This is a genomic window from Streptomyces sp. NPDC005791 (assembly GCF_042871485.1).
In the GTDB taxonomy this organism is placed as follows: Bacteria; Actinomycetota; Actinomycetes; order Streptomycetales; family Streptomycetaceae; genus Streptomyces.
In genome coordinates, this window is sequence record NZ_JBIAIP010000004.1 from 124224 (window position 1) to 146080 (window position 21857).

Annotated in this window: 19 protein-coding genes; 11 read left to right on the plus strand and 8 right to left on the minus strand. The window is 69.9% G+C overall.

Annotated elements, in window-relative coordinates:
• Positions 1 to 72: 72 nt before the first annotated feature.
• The 7 genes from ACFYSH_RS10100 to ACFYSH_RS10130 all read right to left on the minus strand — a co-directional run bounded on the left by ACFYSH_RS10100 (position 73) and on the right by ACFYSH_RS10130 (position 9680).
• Positions 73 to 1032: an LLM class flavin-dependent oxidoreductase gene (locus ACFYSH_RS10100; protein ID WP_359463955.1), complete on the minus strand. Its 960-nt coding sequence runs from the start codon at positions 1030 to 1032 to the stop codon at positions 73 to 75.
• A 9-nt stretch (positions 1033 to 1041) separates the two neighbouring features.
• Positions 1042 to 1197 carry a hypothetical protein gene (locus ACFYSH_RS10105; protein WP_359463952.1) on the minus strand — a complete coding sequence of 52 codons (156 nt, stop codon included), beginning with the start codon at positions 1195 to 1197 and terminating at the stop codon, positions 1042 to 1044.
• Between the two features lie 23 nt (positions 1198 to 1220).
• Positions 1221 to 4007, minus strand: coding sequence for a type 2 lanthipeptide synthetase LanM (lanM, locus tag ACFYSH_RS10110; RefSeq protein WP_359463949.1), 2787 nt, complete (start codon positions 4005 to 4007; stop codon positions 1221 to 1223).
• On the minus strand, positions 4004 to 6163 hold the full coding sequence (locus tag ACFYSH_RS10115; protein ID WP_388751752.1) for a peptidase domain-containing ABC transporter: 2160 nt from the start codon (positions 6161 to 6163) through the stop codon (positions 4004 to 4006). The genes lanM and ACFYSH_RS10115 overlap by 4 nt, the downstream gene beginning before the upstream one ends.
• Before the next feature lie 2 nt (positions 6164 to 6165).
• Positions 6166 to 9201 carry a type 2 lanthipeptide synthetase LanM family protein gene (locus ACFYSH_RS10120; protein WP_388751754.1) on the minus strand — a complete coding sequence of 1012 codons (3036 nt, stop codon included), beginning with the start codon at positions 9199 to 9201 and terminating at the stop codon, positions 6166 to 6168.
• 118 nt (positions 9202 to 9319) lie between these two features.
• Positions 9320 to 9484, minus strand: a complete 165-nt coding sequence (locus tag ACFYSH_RS10125) for a class II lanthipeptide, LchA2/BrtA2 family (RefSeq protein ID WP_359463942.1) — start codon at positions 9482 to 9484, stop codon at positions 9320 to 9322.
• A 31-nt stretch (positions 9485 to 9515) separates the two neighbouring features.
• Complete coding sequence (locus ACFYSH_RS10130) at positions 9516 to 9680, minus strand: plantaricin C family lantibiotic (protein ID WP_359463940.1); 165 nt, start codon at positions 9678 to 9680, stop codon at positions 9516 to 9518.
• A 237-nt stretch (positions 9681 to 9917) separates the two neighbouring features.
• On the opposite strand from ACFYSH_RS10130, the gene ACFYSH_RS10135 reads away from it, so the two are divergent.
• The 6 genes from ACFYSH_RS10135 (at position 9918) to ACFYSH_RS10160 (ending at position 15307) form a co-directional block, all read left to right on the plus strand.
• Positions 9918 to 10565, plus strand: a complete 648-nt coding sequence (locus ACFYSH_RS10135) for a TetR/AcrR family transcriptional regulator (RefSeq protein ID WP_359464148.1) — start codon at positions 9918 to 9920, stop codon at positions 10563 to 10565.
• Between the two features lie 109 nt (positions 10566 to 10674).
• On the plus strand, positions 10675 to 12291 hold the full coding sequence (locus ACFYSH_RS10140; protein WP_359464146.1) for an MDR family MFS transporter: 1617 nt from the start codon (positions 10675 to 10677) through the stop codon (positions 12289 to 12291).
• 387 nt (positions 12292 to 12678) lie between these two features.
• On the plus strand, positions 12679 to 12843 hold the full coding sequence (locus ACFYSH_RS10145) for a hypothetical protein (protein WP_388751756.1): 165 nt from the start codon (positions 12679 to 12681) through the stop codon (positions 12841 to 12843).
• A gap of 10 nt (positions 12844 to 12853) precedes the next feature.
• The gene (locus ACFYSH_RS10150) at positions 12854 to 13147 is read left to right on the plus strand and encodes a Dabb family protein (RefSeq protein ID WP_359463935.1); all 294 of its coding nucleotides are present in this window, start codon (positions 12854 to 12856) and stop codon (positions 13145 to 13147) included.
• 198 nt (positions 13148 to 13345) lie between these two features.
• On the plus strand, positions 13346 to 14206 hold the full coding sequence (locus ACFYSH_RS10155; RefSeq protein WP_359463933.1) for an RNA polymerase sigma factor SigF: 861 nt from the start codon (positions 13346 to 13348) through the stop codon (positions 14204 to 14206).
• A 234-nt stretch (positions 14207 to 14440) separates the two neighbouring features.
• Positions 14441 to 15307 (plus strand): RNA polymerase sigma factor SigF, encoded by an 867-nt coding sequence (locus tag ACFYSH_RS10160; protein WP_359463930.1) that lies wholly within the window; start codon positions 14441 to 14443, stop codon positions 15305 to 15307.
• Between the two features lie 241 nt (positions 15308 to 15548).
• Here ACFYSH_RS10160 and ACFYSH_RS10165 read toward each other — a convergent pair whose 3' ends face one another.
• Positions 15549 to 15764 (minus strand): hypothetical protein, encoded by a 216-nt coding sequence (locus ACFYSH_RS10165; RefSeq protein ID WP_359463927.1) that lies wholly within the window; start codon positions 15762 to 15764, stop codon positions 15549 to 15551.
• Positions 15765 to 16090: 326 nt separating this feature from the next.
• On the opposite strand from ACFYSH_RS10165, the gene ACFYSH_RS10170 reads away from it, so the two are divergent.
• The 5 genes from ACFYSH_RS10170 (at position 16091) to ACFYSH_RS10190 (ending at position 21734) form a co-directional block, all read left to right on the plus strand.
• The gene (locus tag ACFYSH_RS10170) at positions 16091 to 16603 is read left to right on the plus strand and encodes a MarR family winged helix-turn-helix transcriptional regulator (protein WP_359463925.1); all 513 of its coding nucleotides are present in this window, start codon (positions 16091 to 16093) and stop codon (positions 16601 to 16603) included.
• 23 nt (positions 16604 to 16626) lie between these two features.
• On the plus strand, positions 16627 to 19119 hold the full coding sequence (locus ACFYSH_RS10175; RefSeq protein WP_359463922.1) for an MFS transporter: 2493 nt from the start codon (positions 16627 to 16629) through the stop codon (positions 19117 to 19119).
• Between the two features lie 178 nt (positions 19120 to 19297).
• Positions 19298 to 20113, plus strand: coding sequence for a YceI family protein (locus ACFYSH_RS10180; RefSeq protein ID WP_359463919.1), 816 nt, complete (start codon positions 19298 to 19300; stop codon positions 20111 to 20113).
• A gap of 194 nt (positions 20114 to 20307) precedes the next feature.
• On the plus strand, positions 20308 to 20778 hold the full coding sequence (locus ACFYSH_RS10185; RefSeq protein WP_359463917.1) for a PPOX class F420-dependent oxidoreductase: 471 nt from the start codon (positions 20308 to 20310) through the stop codon (positions 20776 to 20778).
• Positions 20779 to 20786: 8 nt separating this feature from the next.
• Positions 20787 to 21734 carry an NAD(P)-dependent oxidoreductase gene (locus ACFYSH_RS10190; RefSeq protein WP_359463914.1) on the plus strand — a complete coding sequence of 316 codons (948 nt, stop codon included), beginning with the start codon at positions 20787 to 20789 and terminating at the stop codon, positions 21732 to 21734.
• Positions 21735 to 21857: the final 123 nt, after the last annotated feature.

Sequence of the window (21857 nt, forward strand, 5' to 3'; positions counted from 1 at the left end):
GACGCCGTGCGGATCCCGGCCCCGATCGCTCCCGCCCGGTGCGGGTCGAGTGGGCCGAGTCCGGCAGGCGCATCACGACCCGGGCACCGCATTGAGGATCTTCAGCAGATCGCGGGCGGCGGCCTGTGGGCCGTGCGTCAGTCCGACCCCGGTGGCGTTCAGCACGATCTCGTCCACGCCGAACGCCCGGTACTCGTCGAGCCGTTCATGGATCTCCTCGGGGGTGCCGTAGAGGAACACTCCCCCGTCGATCAGCTTGTTCGCGTCATCGGGCCCGTGTTCGCCCGCGACGTCGATGCCCGCCTTGCGCAGGGTGTCCTGGTAGTGCGGGAGCTGGATGTGCGAGCCGCACGCCGCCGCCGCCAGGGTCGTGGCGCTGCGATCCGGTCCCGACAGGGCGACGGGCACGATGGCGGTGACCTTGACCGGATCGGCCAGTGTGCGCTCCGCGCCGCGTATGGCGGGCAGCAGGGTGGTGCCCACGTACTGCGCGGACCCCATCCAGGTGATGGCCACGTCGGCGACCTCGCCGGCGAGGACGGCCATCTTCTCGCGGAGCACCCCGAGGCCGACGGACACCTGCGGTGCGAGGGACTTGGCCAGGGCCCCTGACACCGAGTGGTACTCGCCCGAGATCTCGACGGTGTCCCCGGACAGGAGTCCGCGCACCGCCTGGACGTACTCCCGGGAGGCCCGGAGCGGGCTCGCGTACGGCCGGTTCATGACGCCCCGCTGGATGGAGAGCGATCCGGGACCGAAGCCGGCGACAACGGGGTGTCCGGTCGTGAGCGCCACCGACCGGGCCTCGATCGCCGCCTGGTACGGCGAGCGGAACGGCATCAGCGAGACGCCGAATCCGGCGGGGACGCGGATGCCGATCCCGGCGAGCCAGCTGGCCAGGTGCTGGGACTCGAGGACCATGCCCTGCCCCTGCCAGAGCCGTGCGGCCACGGTCCACTTCACGAGGTTCGCGAACGGCACCACCTGTTCGGGCCGCGTGGGTCCGAACGGGAGAAGTATCGAATACTCCACTCGACGCACCTACTTGCGCCGGGACTTGATGCCCAGGGCGACCGAGAACCCCGCGCCGACGACCACGGCGAAGATCGCTCCGCCGTAGTTCTCCTGAGTGATGGCGACGGCCGCGATCACGACGCCGATGACGACCGGAAGGCTGTGGCCCACGGTGTTCTTCATAAGGAAGCTCCTTGTGCGGTCGGTCAGTTGGAGGGGCGGCCGGCGAGTGCCACCGGCACGGGGAAGTCGTCCCGGCCGGAGTGGGCCGCACGCAGCATCAGATCAGTGTCTCCGATGCCTGACCACCCGAACATGTAGCCGAGCAACGAGGTACGTCCCGCGACCCCGGTGTGGAAACCGTGCGAGCGGGCTGCCGCGAGCACCCGCTCCTGGTAGTCGCAGGCCCGCTCCAGGAGGGACGTGTCTCCCAGGATGCGGCCCGCGGCGATGAGCGACTGGATCACACCACTGCTGCCGTGGCAGACGGAGAGGTCCACCGGCCCGTCGGCGGGCAGTCGGGTGGCCCGCTCCACCAGGGCGGAGAGACGGCCACCGGTCAGCCATTCCTGTCGCCCGGCCGAGGTGAGTACCTCCGCCGAGGTCAGCAACAGTCCGGCGGCGCCGTTGCACCAGCCCGCCACGGGCAGCTCGGCACCGTCGGCCGACCGGCTCGTCAGCCAGTCCGCCGACGCGTTCACCAAGGCGGGGTCGTCGAGGACCCGGCCGATGCGCGAAGCAGCCCACCGCATTCCGATGTCACCGTGTGCCACGTCGAACCAGGGGGCCGCCAGCGTCGCCTCCACCTGCGTGAGGACCAGGTCACACAGTCGCCCCAGCCGCTCCTGGCCGAGTGTCGCGCCCCCTCCCGCCTCCAGCCGGGAGAGCAGGACCATCAGCAGGCCCGCCGGCCCCGTGGAGAGGTCGGCGTCCAGCGTGCCCGCCGCCGCCCGCTCCTCGATCGAGTCGGCCACTCTCCCCAGCCAATCGGTGTCGACCTGGTACGGCCGGGTCAACAGCAGGGAGGCGGAGCCCGTGAACACGCTCTCGGGGGCCTGGATGAGGACGTCGCCGTACTCCGCGAGCAGCGTGTCGAGGCCGCGGGTGGCGCTGCGCGCGGACTCCCGCAGATCACGGTCGTCGCGAGCCGCGTTCTCCAGGAACGTGACGATGCCGCCCGCGTCGTGGAAGGAGATGAAGTTGCCCGGGGTGACCGTGGGCGCGTTGCGGTCGGGGCCGATGCCGCACACCCAGCCGGTCTCCGCCCCGTCGGGACCGTCGTACGACACGCTCACGGAGGAGATGGTGCGGGCGATCCCGGCCCACCACGTCTGCGGGCGCGCGTCGCGCAGCACCGGGGCGAAGACGCTCCGCGCCGACATGGCCGCGGGATGCTGTCCGGCCACCTCGTTGAAGCACTCCTCCATCACGAAGCGGTGGTAGAGGTCGCTCTGGCGGGCGTTGAGCGCCACGCCGCTGCGCGCGAACGCGAGCGGTGACGTCCTGTGCAGCCCGGGGAAGCTCGTCCTCGGTGTGGCCAGTTCGGTGGAGTCGCCCCGAGCCGTGAAGTACGGGACGTTGCCGGTGTGCAGGGAGGCACGCTCCTCGTCACCGACGTAGGCGGCGCCCTCAGGGGTCAGGTAGTCGGGGTACTTCCCGAGGAGCCGGAAGACCCGCTCGGCCTCCTCGGTGTCCCGCAGGTAGTCCGGGTGCGTGGCGGCGTCCAGGAACCGGGCGTAGACCATGGTGGACCGGATCAGACAGCGCACCGGCATGTGCGGGTAGCTGCCGAGCACCTTCTCGACCCCACCACCACGGACCGCCCCGAGGGCGTCCAGGTACCCCTTCAGGATCTCGTCGAAGTGGGTGACGGGGGACAGCGCCTCGCCGCCCAGCCGTGGCACGTTGTCCGTCTGCCGGTGGGTGACGTTCTCCCACCTGACGGCGATGCCGTCCGTCTTCATGTCGTGGATGACGGGGCGCCTCATCTTCGACGTCTGGTCCCCGTCGATGCCGACACCCGCCATGACGAGGTCGATCGGTGAGTTGGGGTTCGCCATCGGGACGAGCATCGTGGAGGCCACGGAGAGCTTCAGCTGGTTGATCAGCACATGTGGCAGGGAGTCGTTGTCCACTCCGGCGTTGGGCCGCACCATGGTCTCGGTGTCGATCACACAGGGGTTCTCGCCGGCCGCGAGCAGGTTCTCGTCGTGCAGGTCCGAGGCGCCGATGGCGCCGAACAGCGCGCACAGTGCGCCGAACCGGTAGAAGTAGCGGGCGGGCTGGTCCGCGCCTGTCATGGCCCGCGCGGTGACGAACTGCTGCCACCCGTGCGCGCCGATCGTCAGGGACACCGGCGCGCACTGCCGCAGGGAATACGTCAGGAAGGGGTCCGCCGCGGTGTAGAGGTCGTGCACGAAACTGTCGGACACCAGGGCGCGGGGCTTGAACACGACCTTGCCGCCGTCGGCCAGCTCCAGGCCCACCACCTGGCGGTTGTCGTTGTGCAGGTCCGCACCGGTGGCGAAGATCCCGACGACGGGGCTGTCGGCCCGGGGCACGAGCCCGGCGGCGTACAGGGCCGCGCGGTCCTCGGCGTAGGCGGTGAACAGGTCGGCGTAGGCGTCGAGCGAGTTGGCGAGCACCCGCTCCAGACGCGTCCGGAGCACGGGGTATGTGTCGCCGAGCCCCCGGATGTGCTCGGGGTCCTCCAGATGCCGGCGGAACGCCGTGAGCGCCGTGTCGCTCTCGACGGTCATCGGCAGGCCTCGGTGCTCCCGGAACGAGTGGAACTCGCCGATCAGCATCCGGAAGGAGTGGCCCTCGACGGTGGTGACGAGGTCCTCCCACACCGCGTCGAGCAGCGCGTCGGCGTGTTCCGGGGCGGACGCCCCGGCGATGAGGCCGGCCAGACGGCCGACGGCGGCCCCACGTGGCATCAGGCTCAGGTAGTAGGGCATGAACGCCGGTATGGACACGTGCGGTTCGGTCATGCTCGGTTGCCTCCGACGAGAGTGTCTGCGGTGGGGTCTGCGTAGAGGTCGGAATAGACCGAGCCGTTGTTCACCAGCGTCTCGTGCGTCCCGTGCTCGACGATGCGCCCGCGGTCGAACACGTAGATGCGGTCCGCCGACTTGACCGTCGCCAGCCGGTGGGCGATCACCACCTGGGTCGCGCCGAGGTCCTGGATGATCTGGGTGACGCGCCGTTCGTTGATGGTGTCGAGCGACGCCGTCGCCTCGTCCATCACCAGGATCCTGGGACGCTGCAGCAGTGCGCGGACGATCGCGAGGCGCTGACGCTGGCCTCCGGAGAAGTTGGCGCCCATCTCGGAGACCAACGTCTTCAGGCCCATCGGCAGATCGTCGAGGAAGTCGAGGATGCCGACGCTGTCGCAGTACTCCCTGACCCTCTCGTCCGGGATGTCCTGGCCGAGGGTGAGGTTCTCCAGGATGGTGCGGTTGTGCAGGTGCACCTCCTGCGGGATGTAACCGATGGAGCGGCGCAACGCGCGCTTGTCGTACTCGGCCAGGTCGTGCCCGCCGAAGCGCACCGATCCGCCACTGGGTTCGTACAGGCCGCAGATGATCCGCCCCAGGGTGCTCTTGCCCGAGCCGGAGGCGCCGACGAGCGCGACCTTCGAGCCCGCCTCGATCTCCAGCGACACGTCCCGCACGACGAGGTCGCTGTGCTTCGTGTACCGGAAGCTGACGTCGTCCAGGCGGATGGAGGTCGTGGTGAGCTCGGTGCGGGTGCCGCCGGGTGACTCCGGCGGCGCACCGGTGATGTCGTTCAGCCGCGCCATGTACCGGGAGGCCTCGCTGAACTCGGTGTACGTCTGGAAGACCGACGTCGCGAGGGCGAAGTACGTCGCGGACACCGCCTGGACGGCGATGGCCGCGCCGAGGGATATCTGGCCGTGGCTGACGAAGTACAGGCTGGACAGCAGCAGGACGATCGGCCCGAACATCTGCGTGGTGGTCGTCACACCGGCGATCCGGCCCTGCTGCAGGCGCATCCGCTGCTTCATCGCGTCGAGCGACTGGTCGTACGTCGTCCGCCAGCCGGCGACGAACTCGTCGGCGTATCCGCCCATCTTGATGGTCGGGATCGACACGATCGCGTCGAGCTGCGTGGACTGGCTCTTGGAGAGGTGCGCGATCTCCGCGTCGACCGCTTCCATCACCCGTACGCGGGTCTTCGCGAGGTAGACCGCGTTGAGCAGGAACAGGCCCGACGCCATGGCGCCCAGCCGCCATTCGGTGATGAACAGGTAGACGCTGACACAGGCGAGCGTGCCGACGTCGAGGATGCCCTGAGCCACCCGGGAGGAGAGCAGATCACGGATCGAGTTCACGCTGTTGAGGCGGAACAGCAGCTCGCCGGGTTGTCGTGTGGTGAAGAACCTGTACGGCAACGCCAGGAGCCTGGTGAACGTGTGCGTCATCAGGTGCCTGCCCAGCACGGCGACCAGTGACGACAAGGCGACGACCCGGACGAGGTGGATCGCGAAGTAGCCGACCGCCACGGCGACGACCATCGCGATCACCTGGGTGAGCTCACCGATGTCCTGCCGGTGCTGCGACCGGTCGACGGCCCACTCGGTGAGCATGGGGATGCCGAGGACCGCTCCGTATCCGCCGAGCGAGAGGAGCGCCACCAGACCGATCCGCTTGAGCGACCCCTGTGCGAACAGCTGGACGCCCCGCCACTCGCTCAGCGGCTTCGCCCGCGTCCTCTCGAAGTCGGGGCCCGGCTCGGCCGCGAGGGCGATGTCGCTGAAGCCCGCCTCCAGTTCCGCGCGGTTGAGGCGCCGACGCCCGACGGCCGGGTCCATGACGACCGCGGTGCGGCCGTCGAACTTCTCCAGGACGAGGAAGTGGTAGTCCTCCCAGTAGAGGATCACCGGCGACGTGAACTTCTCCAGTGCGGCTATGTCCTTGATCCGGTAGGGCTTGACGACCATGCCGCGTGACGTCAGGAACCGCGCGAGCTGGCTGGCGGACAGGCCGTCACGTCCCGCGTCCATGGCCTCGCGTGCGCTGGAGAGGTCCTCCGCGCGCCCGTAGTGGCGGAGGACCGCGACGCATGAGCACAGGCCGCACTCGGTCTGGGTGACCTGCGTGACGGTCGGTATGTGACGGGCCATGGTCATCGGCCCCCGGTGGTGAGGGCGACCGGCGAGACGCGGTGCTCCGGGTCGATGCGGTTCACCAGGTGCAGGACGATGCCGGCCGTGCCGACCATGAGGCTGTTGGTGTGCGCGTAGCGGCTCCTGGTGTCCCCGATCTTGCGGATGAAGGCCTCCGGGTGGAGCCACCGCTGCTCGATCCTCGCGATCTCGTCGCGCAGGGCGCGGTCCCCGGCCCCCTGGAGGGCCGTGAGGACGTCGTGGTTCCCCAGGTCGCCGTGGCACCAGGTGAGGTTGCGGCCGAAACCGTGCCGGAGGGTGTTGCCGACGGCCCTGTCGCGCTGTCTCACCACGTCCTTGTCGCCGCTGACGGAGTGGTACGAGGAAAGGGCGAGCGCGATGCCGGTCGCACCGTGGCACCAGCCGGTGGAGAAGGACCGCGACGTCCCGGTGTTGGAGTACCAGTTGCCCTCGTCGGCGTCGTAGAAGCCCTGCAAGGAGCCGGCCAGCTCCGCCAGGGTGGTCCCTGCCGCGTCCCGGCCGCCGGGTGGCAGGTGCGGGTGTGCCCGGCTCAGGGCGTGGACGACGCCGCTGACGCCGTGCGCGAAGCCGGACTGGGACAGGACGGACCGTGCGGCACGGCCGTCGCCGCGCAGACCGTTCACGAGCAGCGACGTGAGCTCGGTGACCGCCGTGCCGGCGTGCGGTCCGCCGAGCGCCGTGACGCACGACAGCACGCCCGCGACCCCGCCGATGACGTCCAGGGGCAGCTGCCCCGGCGGCTGGTCGCGGATCTGGTCGAGCACCAGCGGGACCGCGTCCTGCGCCGCCCGGACCCAGGCGGGCTCGTCCAGGAGTCCGCCCGCCATGGACAGGGCGAGGAGGATCCCCGCCAGGCCCGTGTAGCCGCCGTAACCGGCCTGCTGGACACTGCGCGTCTCGTAGCGTCGCGTCGCGAGTACGTCGGCGGTGGTGGAGAAGATCTGGGCCGACAGCTCGGCGTAGTCCTGCCGGCCCAGGAGGCGTGCGGCGGCGGCCAGGGTCAGGGCCGGGCCGGTGCGCCCGGTGTAGAGGTCATAGCCGAGGACCCCGGGCGGCCACGGCCGGTCGGCCTCCGCGGAGGCGAGCGGACCGATCCAGGTACGGGGGAGATGCGCGAACCGGTCCGGCCGCGAGGTGGCGATCAGCTGGTCGCAGAGTCCGGTGACGATCGAGGTCAGCGCGTCGTCCCACCGCCGCACGGCACCTCCGGCGACGGGCGCGGCGTCGGCGCCCGCGGTGAGGTGGTTGTCGGGAAAGCGCGCGGCGAAGGCCGAGTGGATCAGTCGGAGCTGCTCACCGAGCTCGAACTCGGTCAGGCGCGCGCACTTGTCCAGGGCCAGGTCGAGCGGCGACCGGTCGAAGACGGCACCGACGGGGGCGCCGTCGCCGTCCAGCAGGGCCGTGCCGGTGCCGGCGACGGTGAAGTAGGGGACGTCGCGCTCGGCGAGCTGCCGCATCTCGGAGCGGATGATCTGCGGATCGGAGGTCTTGCTGGCGATCGCGATGCGCTTGAGCAGCGCCAGGTAGGGGGCCGTGCCGTCGAGCGCGCTCGGGCTGGACGTCATCCGCAGCGTCTGGGAGTACAGGACGGTGGGGTTGTGTACGTAGCGGATGCGGACGCCCGCGGCCGCTTTGCGCAGAAGCGCGGTCCAGCGGTCCGGTGCGGCCATGACGGCACGGAAGACCTGGGTGAAACCGTCGGCCATGTGACGCCCGAGGTCGTACGTCTCGTCCTCGGTCAGCGCGTTGACGACGGTCTGGCGCCGTCCGGCGGCGGCCGCGCGGAAGCCCAGGCTGACGTGGTCGGTGAACGGGTGGTCGAACTGCATCGACTTGAACGGCGAGGTGCCGCGTCCCTGATCACCGAGGAACCCGAGGTCGACGTGCCCGGCGTCGGCCTCCTTGCCGGCCATGACGAGGGGCAGGATGCCGATGCCGTAGACGGACTGGGCGATCGTCTCGTACGCGTTGCCGGGGGCCTCGGGGACCGGCCCCGTGTGGACGCGCTCCGGGTGGAGGATCGTCTCCAGGTCGATCGGCAGCGGGCCGCGACGGGTCGGCAGGATGTTCTCGAAGTGCATGTCCCGCGCGTTGAGCAGGTGGAGCACGGCCGCCAGTTCCCCGCTGGCCCGCATGAACTCCGCGGAGATGTCGGAGACGTCCTCGGCGTGGACGTACTCGACGTAGCCGTAGCCGTCGCGCTCGAGCGTGGCCGCGCTGACGAGCGCGGTGCCCAGCCAGGCGTTGAGCTCGTCGGCGACCGTGACGTAGGCGGCCTCGCACGACACGTCGCGCGGCTTGTACACCAGGCGCTGACCGGATTGGAAGGTGAGGACGCACACGCTGCGGCCGTGGTGGTGCGTGTCGCCCTCGGACAGGCCGAAGGAGGCAAGGCGGTCGTCGGCATCGATCCCGAACGCGGCCTCGATGGCCGCGCGATCGGCCCGCAGACGGCGGCAGAGCTCATGGAAGCTGTCCGTCTCGTGGCTGAGGACGATGCGGATGATGTCCCGCATGACCGGGAACGACAGGCCGCTCACCACTTCGAAGGACGTACGGCTCGACTCCCGCACGAAGTGCCCGTACCGGTCCTGCGGGGTGTCGCCTTCGAGCAGGCCCCTCTCCCGCGCGTGATTGACCGCGGCTACCAGCGGGCGCGTACAGACGTCACGGAGGCGTGCTTCGGCCCGTCCGAGCAGCTCGACGAGGACGGCCCGCGGGTCGGCGAAGAGCTCCTCGAAGTCCGCGAGGGGATCGGCTGCCGCGATCGTGACGGCGACGCTCCTGATGACGCGCTGGAACGGGTACTGCTCGTGGTGGCCCAGCCAGGCCTCCACGGTGTCCCGGTGGTCGCGGCGTGGGTGCGCCCCGCCGTCCGGAGCGGTGCGGCCGACATCGGTTCCGCTGTTCTTGAGGACGGCTGCGACCTCGTCGTCGAACCGCGTCAGGGGCGTGATGGTCTCTTCGACTTCGGCGCTGTCGAACTCGGGATAGTACTGGGCTGGAGATATCACGTTCTTGCTCCTGCGCGATGTCGAGAAACGAATCGGTAGGGGCGGGACGGGATCCGGCGGACCGGACCCCGTCCCGCGACACCGTGCTACACCCTCGCCACAAGTGGCCGAGCGGGGTTCAGCACTTGCTGGTGCACTTCGTGGTCGGGCACGCGGCCGCGGAGACCAGGGTCAGCGTGGCGATGCACAGCGCGCCGGTGCCGCCGTACGTGTCGACCTCGCTGAGCTCGATGAGCTCGGCCTCGTCGTAGCCGCCGAGTACGTCGTTCTTCTTGTCCTGCATGGTGTTCTCCTTCTGAGACGGCCGACGGGGGTCAGTTGCAGTTGGGCTGGCATTCCTTGGTGAGGGTGCACCAGCCGCCGTTGTTCCCCAGGGCGTCGGAGAGCGAGAACGTGTTCGTGGAGCAGGCGCCGTACGCGACGCCGACGAAGTCCTGCTCCTGGATCTCTTCCAGCAGTGCTATGTCGCCCTTGTACACAAGGTCTCCTCGAGGTGGGAAGGAAGCGCCGGACTTCTCGTTCTCCGGCGGCCATGGGCGATCCTTCGCCATGGCCGTTCACCCGGAGCACCGGGAAGGAGCGGGCCGCGCACATCGGGAGCATGTGCTGAGCATGCGCGCGCCGTGTGGGGCGTGAAGCCGCCGTCGCGCCGGGCCTTGGGCGCACGCCGGGACAGATCGGGAAATAATTTTGCAGATCGTGCATCTTTGCCTACCATGCAGGACGTGCCGAAGACGACGACATCCGTACCCGGACTGCGGGAACGCAAGAAGCAGGCGACCCGCAACGCCATCGCGGAGGCGGCCGTGCGGCTCGCCGCCGAGCACGGCGTGGAGAACGTCACGGTCGAAGCCATCAGTGAAGCGGCGGGCGTCTCGCCCAGGACGTTCTTCAACTACTTCTCGAGTCATGACGACGCGTTCGTCATGATCGACGACGAGGTCGGCGAGCGGATCAGGCAGTCCGTGCGCGACGCCCCGGCCGACCTGACGCCGCTCGACGCCGTCCGTGAGGCCATCGTCGCCGAGCTGGACGGATTCGAGGACCGCCAGGAACTGTGGGCCCTGCAGGCCCAGGTGCTCCAGCGGTCACCGCATCTCATCCAGCGCGGCCTCAACGCCCATGTCGCGGACGAGCAGGCCCTCGCCGTCACCCTCACCGAGTGGCTCGACGCCACCCGGTCCGGGACGGGAGGACCGGGGGGCTACGGCATCTACCCCCGGCTGGTCGCCGCCGTCAGTCACACCGCCATGCGGATCGCCTTCGAGTACTGCTGCACCCATCCCGAGGAAACCGTGCTCACGGACGCCTTCCAGGAGGCCTTCGTCCACCTGGCACACGGCCTCCCGCGGCCGACGGAGTGATCCGGCCCGCCGCCGACGACCGTTCCCCGCACCCGATCCCTGTTCTGCTCCAGCTCCTAAGAAGGACTCCGTGACCGCAACCGAGGCGCCTGAGCAGGCGCCCACCTCCATGTCCGACAAGCAGATACTCCAGGCGATGTCAGGCCTGATGGCGGGCATGTTCGTCGCCATCCTCGCGGGTACCGTCGTCGCCAACGCCCTGCCGCGGATCATCGCCGACCTCGGCGCGAGCCAGTCCTCGTACACCTGGGTCGTGACCTCCGAGCTGCTCGCCATGACGGCGACCGTGCCGCTGTGGGGCAAGCTCGCCGACCTGTTCAACCAGAAGCTGCTGCTCCAGCTCTCGCTCGGCCTGTTCGTCGTCGGTTCCCTCGTGGCCGGCTTCTCCCAGGACGTCGTCACCCTGATCATCAGCCGTGTCATCCAGGGCATCGGCGCCGGTGGTCTGACGGCGCTGGCCCAGATCGTGATGGCCGCCATCATCCCGCCGCGCCGGCTCGGCAAGTACGCGGGCATCTTCGGCGCGGTCTTCGCCGTCGGCACCGTCGCCGGTCCGCTGATCGGTGGCGTCCTCGTGGACACCTCGTGGCTCGGCTGGCGCTGGTGCTTCTTCATCGGTGTGCCGTTCGCGCTGGCCGGGATCGTGCTGCTCCAGCGCACCCTGAAGCTGCCGACCGTGCGTCGTGAGGTCAAGATCGACTGGACGGGCGCCTTCCTGATCGTGGCGGGCGTCTCCGCGCTGCTGATCTGGACCTCCCTCGCGGGCAACAGCTTCGACTGGGCGTCCTGGCAGACGGCCGCGCTGGTGACCACCGGGGTGGTGCTCCTGGCGGCGGCGGTCTACGTCGAGTCCAAGGCCGCGGAGCCCGTCATCCCCCTCGACATCTTCCGCAACCGCACGGTGTCGCTGACGACTCTGGCGAGCTTCTTCGTCGGTGTCGCCATGTTCGCCGGGACCGTGTTCCTGTCCCAGTACTTCCAGGTCTCGCTGGGCAAGTCCCCGACCGTGGCGGGGCTCATGAGCCTCCCGATGATCGGTGGTCTGCTGGTCTCCTCCACCGTCGCCGGGCAGCTCATCTCCGCGACCGGCAAGTGGAAGGTGTACCTCATCTCGGGCGCCGTCGTCATGGCGGCCGGTCTCGGACTGCTCTCGACCATCGACGCCGACACGCACTTCGGTCTGCTCAGCCTCTACATGGCGCTCATGGGTATCGGCGTCGGCATGCTGATGCAGAACCTCGTGCTCGCCGCGCAGAACGACGTGCCCGCGCACGAACTGGGCGCCGCGACCTCCGTGCTGTCCTTCTTCCGCAGCCTCGGTGGCACCATCGGCACCAGCGTGCTCGGCGCGATCCTCGCCAACCGGGTGGCCAGTGAGATGGCCAAGGGCCTCGAGGAGAGCGGGCTCCCGACGGCCGGCGGCGGACACGGCAGCGCCGTGCCCGACATGACCAAGCTGCCCGAGCCGATGAAGAACATCGTCGAGCACGCGTACGGCGTCGCGACCGGTGACCTCTTCCTCATCGCCACCCCGTTCGCCGTCCTCGCCCTCCTCGCGGTGGTCTTCATCAAGGAGAAGCCCCTCAAGACGACGAGCGGCATGGAACGCCTGGCCGCCGAGGACGCCTCCACGGCAGCCGCCGGCACCGTCCCGGCACCCCGGAACGGCACGGACTCCGACGCTCAGGACGCGGCCCCGGGCTCGATCGGCCTGAAGAAGGACTGACCCCGGTCCGCACCGGCGGATGACACGAAGGGCCCGGCGCGTCGCCGGGCCCTTCGGACGTCAGGTCGGGGAGAGCGGCATCGGGGGGACAAGCCGCTCCCCCCGGTGAGAACGGGGACCGTAGGCCCTCGCCGCGGTCGGGGGGAAGTCACGCGGTGGGGACCTCGTGGAGGTCCCGTTCCTCGGCCCGCGCTTTCCTGCCTGCGCTGCGGGCCCACGCCCCATCCTCCTCCCTGCCGTAAGCCTCGCTCGCCGACAAAGGGCCCGAATCGACGGGTCCTTCGACCCTAAAAGCCTTGTCGGTGCTCGGAAACGGCCGACGGACACGGCCGTACGTGCGGCTAGAATCACCCGACTGCACAGGTGATCGAAGGGGAGGGGCGGGCTGTGGTGCAAGCGAGGAAGATCGCGCTCTACGTGATCGTGGTCTTCGTGCTGTACACGATCATCACTTCACCCGAGCGGGCCGCCGACCTCGTACAAGTAGGGTTCGAAGGTGTTTCGAGCGCCGCTCAGGGCGTAGGAGACTTCATGTCCGAGCTGGTGCAGTAGGAGGACCCACATGATCCGCCACCTGGTCCTGTTCAAGCTGAACGACGGCGTCGAGCGGGACGACCCCCGCGTCGTCGCGGGCGCGGAGGCCTTCCGGGAGCTGGGCGGGAAGGTTCCCGAGCTGGAGTTCTGGGAGTGTGCCTGGAACATCACCGACCGGCCGATCGCCTACGACTTCGCCATCAATTCGGCCGTCGCCGACGAGGACGCGCTCAAGCGGTACATCGAGCACCCCGAGCACCAGGCCGCGGCCGGTCAGTGGCGCGCGTTCGCCACTTGGGTGATCGCCGACTACCCCTTCTGACCCTTTCGGCCATCCGGTCCCGCAGGCCCCTCCCCTACCGGAGAGGGGCTTTTCGGCATGATTAAACGCATGTTTAAACCAAAACACCCCCAACACGACACTATGCGGTGCTTGCACACAGTGGACATGTCTTGTGATGCTATGACCGCTTTTGACGAATGAGTTGACCGTAGTTGACCGCAAAGGGGTGGCGACACCGTGCCGGCCAGTACAGCGCCTCAAGTCCCACCCCAGAACGTCCAGACGGACGACATCCAGACCGAGACCCCCGACCCCGCCACGCCGCCCGCCAGGACGCGGGGCGCGGACACCCGGGCCCTGACCCAGGTGCTGTTCGGGCGGCTCAAGGACCTCGAACCCGGCACCTCGGAACACCACAGGGTGCGCGCCGCGCTGATCGAGGCGAACCTGCCGCTCGTGCGGTACGCGGCGGCCCGCTTCCGCAGCCGCAACGAGCCGATGGAGGACGTCGTCCAGGTGGGCACCATCGGCCTGATCAACGCCATCGACCGTTTCGACCCGGAACGCGGCGTCCAGTTCCCCACGTTCGCCATGCCCACCGTGGTCGGCGAGATCAAGCGCTACTTCCGGGACAACGTACGGACCGTGCACGTGCCGCGGCGGCTGCACGAGCTCTGGGTCCAGGTCACCGGCGCCACGGAGGACCTGACGACCGCTCACGGCCGCTCACCGACCACCGGCGAGATCGCCGAGCGGCTGAAGATCTCCGAGGACGAGGTCCTCGCCTGCATCGAGGCGGGCCGCTCGTACCACGCGACCTCGCTGGAGGCGGCCCAGGAGGGTGACGGGCTGCCAGGACTCCTGGACCGTCTCGGCTACGAGGACCCGGCACTGGCCGGTGTCGAACACCGTGACCTGGTGCGGCATCTGCTCGTCCAGCTGCCCGAGCGCGAGCAGCGGATCCTGCTGCTGCGCTACTACAACAACCTGACGCAGTCACAGATCAGCGCGGAACTGGGGGTCTCGCAGATGCACGTGTCAAGGCTTCTGGCCAGAAGTTTCGCCAGGCTGCGATCCGCAAACAGGATCGAAGCGTAGCCGGAACGGGTAGACCCCGAGAGGGCCGGATCGGGGGGCGTAAATGCCGCACACCCCCTGTTTCCTGCGCACTTTCAGCGCTGACTTGTCGACAAGTCACTACAGCGTGTTGCCGACATGTGACATTCTGCTGGAACCGCGTTTGCCGCAGCCCCACCTCCGGTATTCAGGTGGAGGCTGCGTTCCTCCGATGGTCGTGGCCGCCGCGACCGTCCGCGACCTCAAGGGGGTGGCATGTCCGCAGAACAGGGCAGCTCGAAGGTGCTCACGCTCACGAAGAGCGTGCCGGCACCCGCCGTGCTCACCAGCTCGTCGGAAGCCATCGACACCCGCACCCTGTCCCGCTCCCTGTTCCTGCGGCTCGCCGCGCTGGGTCCCGCCTCGGGCCCCGACGGAACGGACAGCCCGGAGCGGGCCTACGTGCGGGACACACTCATCGAGCTCAACCTCCCGCTCGTGCGGTACGCGGCGGCACGGTTCCGGAGCCGTAACGAACCCATGGAGGACATCGTCCAAGTCGGGACGATCGGCCTGATCAAGGCGATCGACCGCTTCGACTGCGAACGAGGCGTGGAATTCCCCACGTTCGCGATGCCCACCGTGGTGGGCGAGATCAAGCGCTTCTTCCGCGACACCTCGTGGTCGGTGCGGGTGCCGCGCCGGCTCCAGGAGCTGCGGCTCGCCCTCACGAAGACCAGCGACGAGCTCGCGCAGAAGCTGGACCGTTCGCCGACCGTGCCCGAGCTGGCCAAGGCGCTCGGGGTCTCCGAGGAGGACGTGGTCGACGGCCTGGCCGTGGGCAACGCCTACACGGCCTCCTCCCTGGACTCGCCGTCCCCCGAGGACGACGGCGGAGAGGGCTCGCTGGCGGACCGCCTGGGGTACGAGGACGCGGCGCTGGAAGGCGTCGAGTACCGCGAGTCCCTGAAGCCGCTGCTGGCCAAGCTCGCCCCGCGCGAGCGGCAGATCATCATGCTGCGCTTCTTCGCGAACATGACCCAGTCGCAGATCGGCGAGGAGGTCGGCATCTCCCAGATGCACGTCTCCCGGCTGCTGACCCGGACCCTCACCCAGCTCAGGGAAGGCCTCATCGCCGACTGATCCATGCCGGATCCGTACGGCACGGCTCACGGGCCGCCGTGGGCGCCGCAAGCGCCGCCCTCGGCGGCCTCGCCGCGTCCGGGGCCGCTCGTCCCGGGCCGCGCCGGTGACGCGGACGCTCCCGCACCGGCGGGCGGTACGGGAGCGGTACGCGAGCCCGGCGTACACGCTCAGGTGGACGCCTGGCAGGTCCTCCGCCCCGGGAAGGGGACGGCGGGCCCGCCGATACGGGGAGGGGCGGTCAGCCGAGCGCGAGCCAGGCGACCGCACCCAGGACGACGATGACCGCGACGACGGCCACGATCACCCCGGTCTTCGAGCCCGACGCGGCCGCGGCGGGCTGCTGCCTGCGCTGCGGCTCGCCGTCGTCGACGAACGCGCGGAACATCTGCGTACTGCCCGCCGGGTCGGGAGTGCCCTCGGGGCCCGGCTGAGGGGCGTGGGGGTTGTGTGCCATGGGCCAGGACACTAGCGAACGCGGGCCGTCCGCCCAACCCCCGGGTCCCCAGGGGCCGATGCCCTCCCACCGCGCACACGGCCCCTTCACCCGTCCGCCGGAGCGCTCCGCACCTCCTCCACGCGCCCCCGCACCGGTCCGGTCCTGTGACGAGGAACACAGCCGAAGCCGCTCACCCCACGTGCGCTGCACGCTTGACCGGGATACGACACAGCCTTTTGCGTTCCTTTACTTCTGCAAGCCCGATTTAGTTTGCCTGCAGCAACCAACCGCTTCTATCGTTGCCCTAAGCAACAAGATGACCTCGCGAGACGCCTGGAGGGTCAGTGGCAGCACGGAGCCAGTACCAAGAACTGGCCCGGCAGCTCAGCGCCGTCGGAGCCGTCAAGCGGGGCCTCGCCCGCATCCTGCCCGCCGAGTGTCCCGGTGGCTCGGCCGCCGTGCTGACGCTGCTGGCCAAGTACGGCGAGATGCGGATCTCCCGGCTCGCCGACCTCTTGTCCGTGGACATGTCGGTGACCAGCCGCCATGTCACCCACGCGGTGGAGAACGGCTGGATCGAGCGGTTCGCGGACCCGACGGACAAGCGGTCCCGCATCCTGCGGCTGACCCCCGTGGGTGAGGAACTGCTCGACGAGCTGACCCGGCGGACCACCGAGATGTTCGCCCACAACCTCGTCGACTGGACCGACGAAGAAGTCGGACAGCTCAACACGTTGTTGGCCCGGCTGCGCGACAGCTTCTCCTGCCGCGGCTCCGGAGGGTGTACCCCCGGAAGGCACAGCGGCGACTGCCGCACCGGGCACTCCGACGATGCGCACACCCGTACACCTGTGTAACAGAAGCAAAGACAAGGAATTCAATGGCTACGACCACACCACCCGGTGTGCGGGGCGGCCACGCCAAGCACGGGGCTGCCGAAGCCCCTGCGGGCACGCCGATGACACACCGGCAGATCATGGAAGCGCTGACCGGGCTGCTGCTCGGCATGTTCGTCGCGATTCTGTCGTCGACGGTCGTTTCCAACGCCCTGCCCGAGATCATCTCCGACCTCGGTGGCGGCCAGAGCGCCTACACCTGGGTCGTGACGGCCACGCTGCTGGCCATGACCGCCACCACCCCGCTGTGGGGCAAGCTCGCCGACCTGTTCAGCAAGAAGCTGCTGGTCCAGATCGCACTGATCATCTACGTGGCCGGCTCCATAGTCGCCGGCCTGTCGACCAGCAGCGGGATGCTGATCGCCTGCCGTGTGGTGCAGGGCGTCGGCGTCGGCGGTCTCTCCGCCCTCGCCCAGATCGTCATGGCCGCGATGATCTCCCCGCGCGAGCGCGGGCGGTACAGCGGCTACCTCGGCGCGGTCTTCGCCGTCGCCACCGTGGGCGGACCGCTCCTCGGCGGTGTCATCACCGACACCAGCTGGCTGGGCTGGCGCTGGTGCTTCTACGTGGGTGTGCCGTTCGCGATCATCGCCCTGTTCGTTCTCCAGAAGACCCTGAAGCTCCCCGTGGTCAAGCGCGAGGTCAAGGTCGACTGGTCCGGCGCGTTCTTCATCAGCGCCGCGGTCTCGCTGCTGCTGCTCTGGGTGACCTTCGCGGGCGACAAGTACGACTGGATCTCCTGGCAGACCTGGACGATGCTCGCCGGCACCGTCGTCCTGACAGCGATCTTCCTGCTCGTCGAGTCGAAGGCCAGCGAGCCGATCATCCCGCTGCGCCTCTTCCGTAACCGCACCATCACCCTGGCCTCCGCGGCCTCGCTGTTCGTCGGCATCGGGATGTTCGCCGGCACCGTCTTCTTCAGCCAGTACTTCCAGCTGGCGCGGGACAAGTCGCCGACGATGTCCGGCGTCATGACGATCCCGATGATCGCGGGCCTGTTCCTGTCCTCGACCGTCTCGGGCCAGGTCATCACCAAGACGGGCCGCTGGAAGGCCTGGCTCGTCAGCGGTGGCTTCCTGCTCACCGCGGGCCTCGGTCTGCTGGGCACCATCCGGTACGACACCGAGTACTGGCACATCGCGATCTTCATGCTCGTCATGGGGCTCGGCATCGGCATGATGATGCAGAACCTGGTGCTCGCCACACAGAACCAGGTGGCTCCCGCCGACCTCGGCGCGGCCAGCTCCGTCGTGACGTTCTTCCGTTCCCTCGGTGGTGCGATCGGCGTCTCGGCGCTGGGTGCCGTCCTGGGCAACCGCGTCACCCACTACGTCAAGGACGGCCTCGCCGACCTCGGCCCCGAAGGCGCGGCGCTGGGCCACGGCGGAACCGGTGGCGGGGGCATCCCCGACCTGGACGCGCTGCCCGCCCCGCTCCGTACGGTCATGGAGGTCGCCTACGGCCACGGTGTCGCCGACGTCTTCCTGTACGCCGCCCCTGCCGCGCTGGTCGCTTTCCTCCTGACCCTGTTCATCAAGGAGGTCGCCCTGAAGAGCCGAGCAGGCAACGACGACGCCCCCGCCGAGGCGTCCACCGCGACGGAGTCCGTCGAGGCCGCCACCGGCACCGCGCCCGTCACCGGGGCGACGGACGGACACACCTCGGCCGCCGTCCCGCAGGGGTCGGTCGCCACCAAGGAGCTGACCTTCCAGGGCACCCCCGTACGCGGTGTGGTGCGGGGCGCCGAAGGCGCACCCGTCGCCCGCGCCGCCGTCACGCTGATCTCGCTGGGCGGCCGGCAACTCGGGCGCTCCGTCGCCCAGGCCGACGGCGGTTACGCACTGGACGCGCCTGCCTCCGGCAGTTACGTCCTGATCGCCTCCGCCGACGGTTTCCAGCCGCAGGCGTCCACCGTGGTCGTCGGCGACGAGCCGCTGGCCTACGACATCCTGCTCGCCGGCACGAGCGGTCTCTCCGGGACCGTACGGACCGCCGAGGGCAGCACCCCGGTCCATGGCGCCATGGTCGTCGTGACCGATGTGCGCGGTGACGTGCTGGCCACGGGTGTCTCGGGCGACGCGGGTGAGTTCACCTTCGGTGAGCTGATCCCCGGGTCGGTGACCGTCGCCGTCACGGCAGCGGGCTTCCGTCCGCTGGCCCTGCCGGTGGAGGTCGGCGGCCAGGGTGTCACCCGGCTCGACGTGGCCCTGCGGTCCGGTGCGCTGGTGCGCGGCGTCGTCAGGGCCGGCTCCGGCCGGGCACCGCTGAACGACGCCCGGGTCACGCTGATCGACGCGGCCGGCAACGTGGTGGCCACGTCCACGACCGGGGAGGACGGCGTGTACGCCTTCACCGACCTGGACGCCGGTGAGTACTCCGTGATCGCGACCGGCTACCCGCCGGTGGCCGGCTCGCTGACCGTCAGCGGCAGCGGAGTCGACGGTCACGACATCGAGCTCGCCCACCCGGGCGAGTAGGAGAGATCCACAAAGACCACTGGCGGAACAGCACTTCGAGCGGAGAGGCTGTGGCGCCGGCGGAAATGGGCCCCGGGGCGGGAACGGCAGGCAGGGGACGGCCTGCTGATCCCGCCTCGGGGCCCGACTCATCGAGTCGCTGCTTCACGAGTGATTTTGAGCAAGGAGAGAACACGGGATGGGACTTCGCGCACAGGTACGCACGCGGGACGGCTGGGCCGTCCAGCACGCTGTCGTGACGGTGACCGACATGACGGGCACCCAGGTGCTCCGGGCCGCCGCGGACGAGAACGGGGCCGTCCGCACCGAGGACCACCTGCAGGCCGGCGCGTACACGGTGATCGTCACGGCGGTGGGCTACGCCCCCGCCGCGTCGACGGCCCTCGTCACGGCCAGCGGACGGGTCGAGGCCGGCACCGTGGTGCTGGCCCGGCAGGGTGGCGTGGAACTGCCGCCTCCGGGCACCTGGTCACTCGACCCGGTGCACTCCTCGGTGGCCGCGGTCGCACAGCACCTGGGGATCTCCAGCGTGCACGGCCGGTTCACCGAATTCGGCGGCCGCATCGAGATCGCCGAGGACGTCCAGCACTCCCGGGTGGAGGCATTCATCGCCTCCTCCAGCATCGACACGGGCAACGCCATGCGGGACAAGCACCTGCGCTCGGCGGACTTCCTGGACGCGGAGACGTTCCCGGAGCTCACCTACCGCTCCCGTGCGCTGACGCCGGCCGGGCCCGACCGCTGGACGGTCCACGGACTGCTCACGATGCACGGCATCGCGCGGGACGTCGACCTCGACCTCAGCTACCTGGGCACCGGGCCCGACCCGTGGGGCGGAGTGCGGGCGGCCTTCCACGCCACCGCGGAGCTGCGCCGCGACGACTTCGCCATGAACTACAACCAGGTGCTGCAGGCCGGCATCTCCGCGATCGGCACGACCCTGCGCGTGGAGCTCGACATCCAGGCGGTCCAGGGTGATTCCGTCCCGGCCTAGGACCACCGAGCGGGTCTAGTGCCGCATCAGCCAAGGTTCGCCCCGTCGCGACGCCCGGCACGCACTCTCGCCGCACCGGCCGAAAGCCCGAGTACATCCAGTACAAGGGCTTCCGGCCGGCACACCGACAGCACGCACCTGACGCCGCTCCTTGACGGGCAAACCCTGACTGACGCGGCACTAGTGTGGGCCGTATGGCACCCCACATCGCGACCAACACCGCCGTGGAACTCGCGGAACTGCTGGACTTCGTGCGGCCCCGGCACCGGGCGATCCTGCTGACCACCCGGTCCGACGGCCGCCCCCAGGGCTCCCCACTCACCTGCGGCGTCGACGACGCGGGACGGATCGTCGTCTCGACCTACCCCGAACGGGCCAAGACCCGTAACGCGAAGCGGGACGAGCGGGTCAGCGTGATCGTCCTGTCGGACGACTGGAACGGCCCCTGGGTCCAGGTCGACGGCTCGGCCGAGGTGATCGACTCACCGGATTCGGTCGAGCCCCTCGTCGAGTACTTCCGCACCATCTCGGGGGAGCACCCGGACTGGGACGAGTACCGGGCGGCGATGGTCAAGCAGGGGAAGTCCATCATCCGGATCACCCCGGAGCGCTGGAGCCCGGTCGCCACCGGCGGCTTCCCCGCCCGTCTGGCAGGCGGCAGCTGACCGCGCCGATGACCCCGCCCCACCCGGATGCCCTCGCGCGGGCCCGACTGCTGACCTCCCCGTCCCTGAGCCCGGCCCTCGTCCACGAGCTGGAGCGGATCACCGGTCGCCCGGCCGGATCCGCCTGCTCCGAGGAGCCCGGCGGGCCCTTCATCTGCGTAGGTGACGCGCTGCCCGAGGCGTTGCGGACCCCCCGGCTGCTGTGGTTCCACAGCGTCAACGCCGGTACGGACGCGCTGTCGGCCGCCGGGCCCTGGCCGGAAGGGGCCCTGCTGACGCGGACCGTGGGGCGGATGGGCGAACGGATCGCCCAGTACACGCTGGCCTGGGTCCTCGCCGAGTGCCAGTCCGTCCCGGAGCACGCCGCCCAGCACTCCCGGTCCGAGTGGCGTCGTCTCCCTTCCGAACTCGCCGCCGGGCAGACCGCCGTCGTCCACGGCACCGGGCGCATCGGCTCCGCGGTCGCCGGCCTGCTGCGAGCCTGCTTCGTACGCACGGTGGGCGTGTCCCGCACTCCCCGCGCCGTGCCGACGGGCTTCGACCGGGTGGTCCCGGCCGGCTCGGAGGAGGAGACGGCAGCGCTGGCGGAGGCCCGCTGGGTGGTGTCCGCCCTGCCCCTGACCGGCGCCACGGAACGCTTCTTCGACGACGTCCGGTTCTCCGCGATGCGGGGCGCCACCTTCGTCAACGTGGGCCGGGGAGCGACCGTGGACATGTCGGCGCTGGAGACCGCGCTGCACGGCGGGCAGGTGCGCCGGGCCGTACTCGACGTGCTGCCGGACGAGCCGGCCGGCCCCGCTGACCCCGCCTGGCGCCTGCCGCGCACGGTGATCACGTCCCACTCGGCCGGCATCACGGCCGACGAGGACGTCGTCGCGGACTTCTCGGCCTGCTGGACGGCGGTCGCCGAAGGGCGCACACCCGCACTCGCCGTGGACACCCGCCAGGGCTACTGACCCTGCGTCCTCCGCCGCCCGGGGCCGCCCACGGCGTCCAGGACCGGCGTCTCCCGCCGCACCAGGGCACGGCAGGCGGCGGCCCCGGAGCAAGAGCTCCGGGGCCGCCGCCGTCCGCCTGCC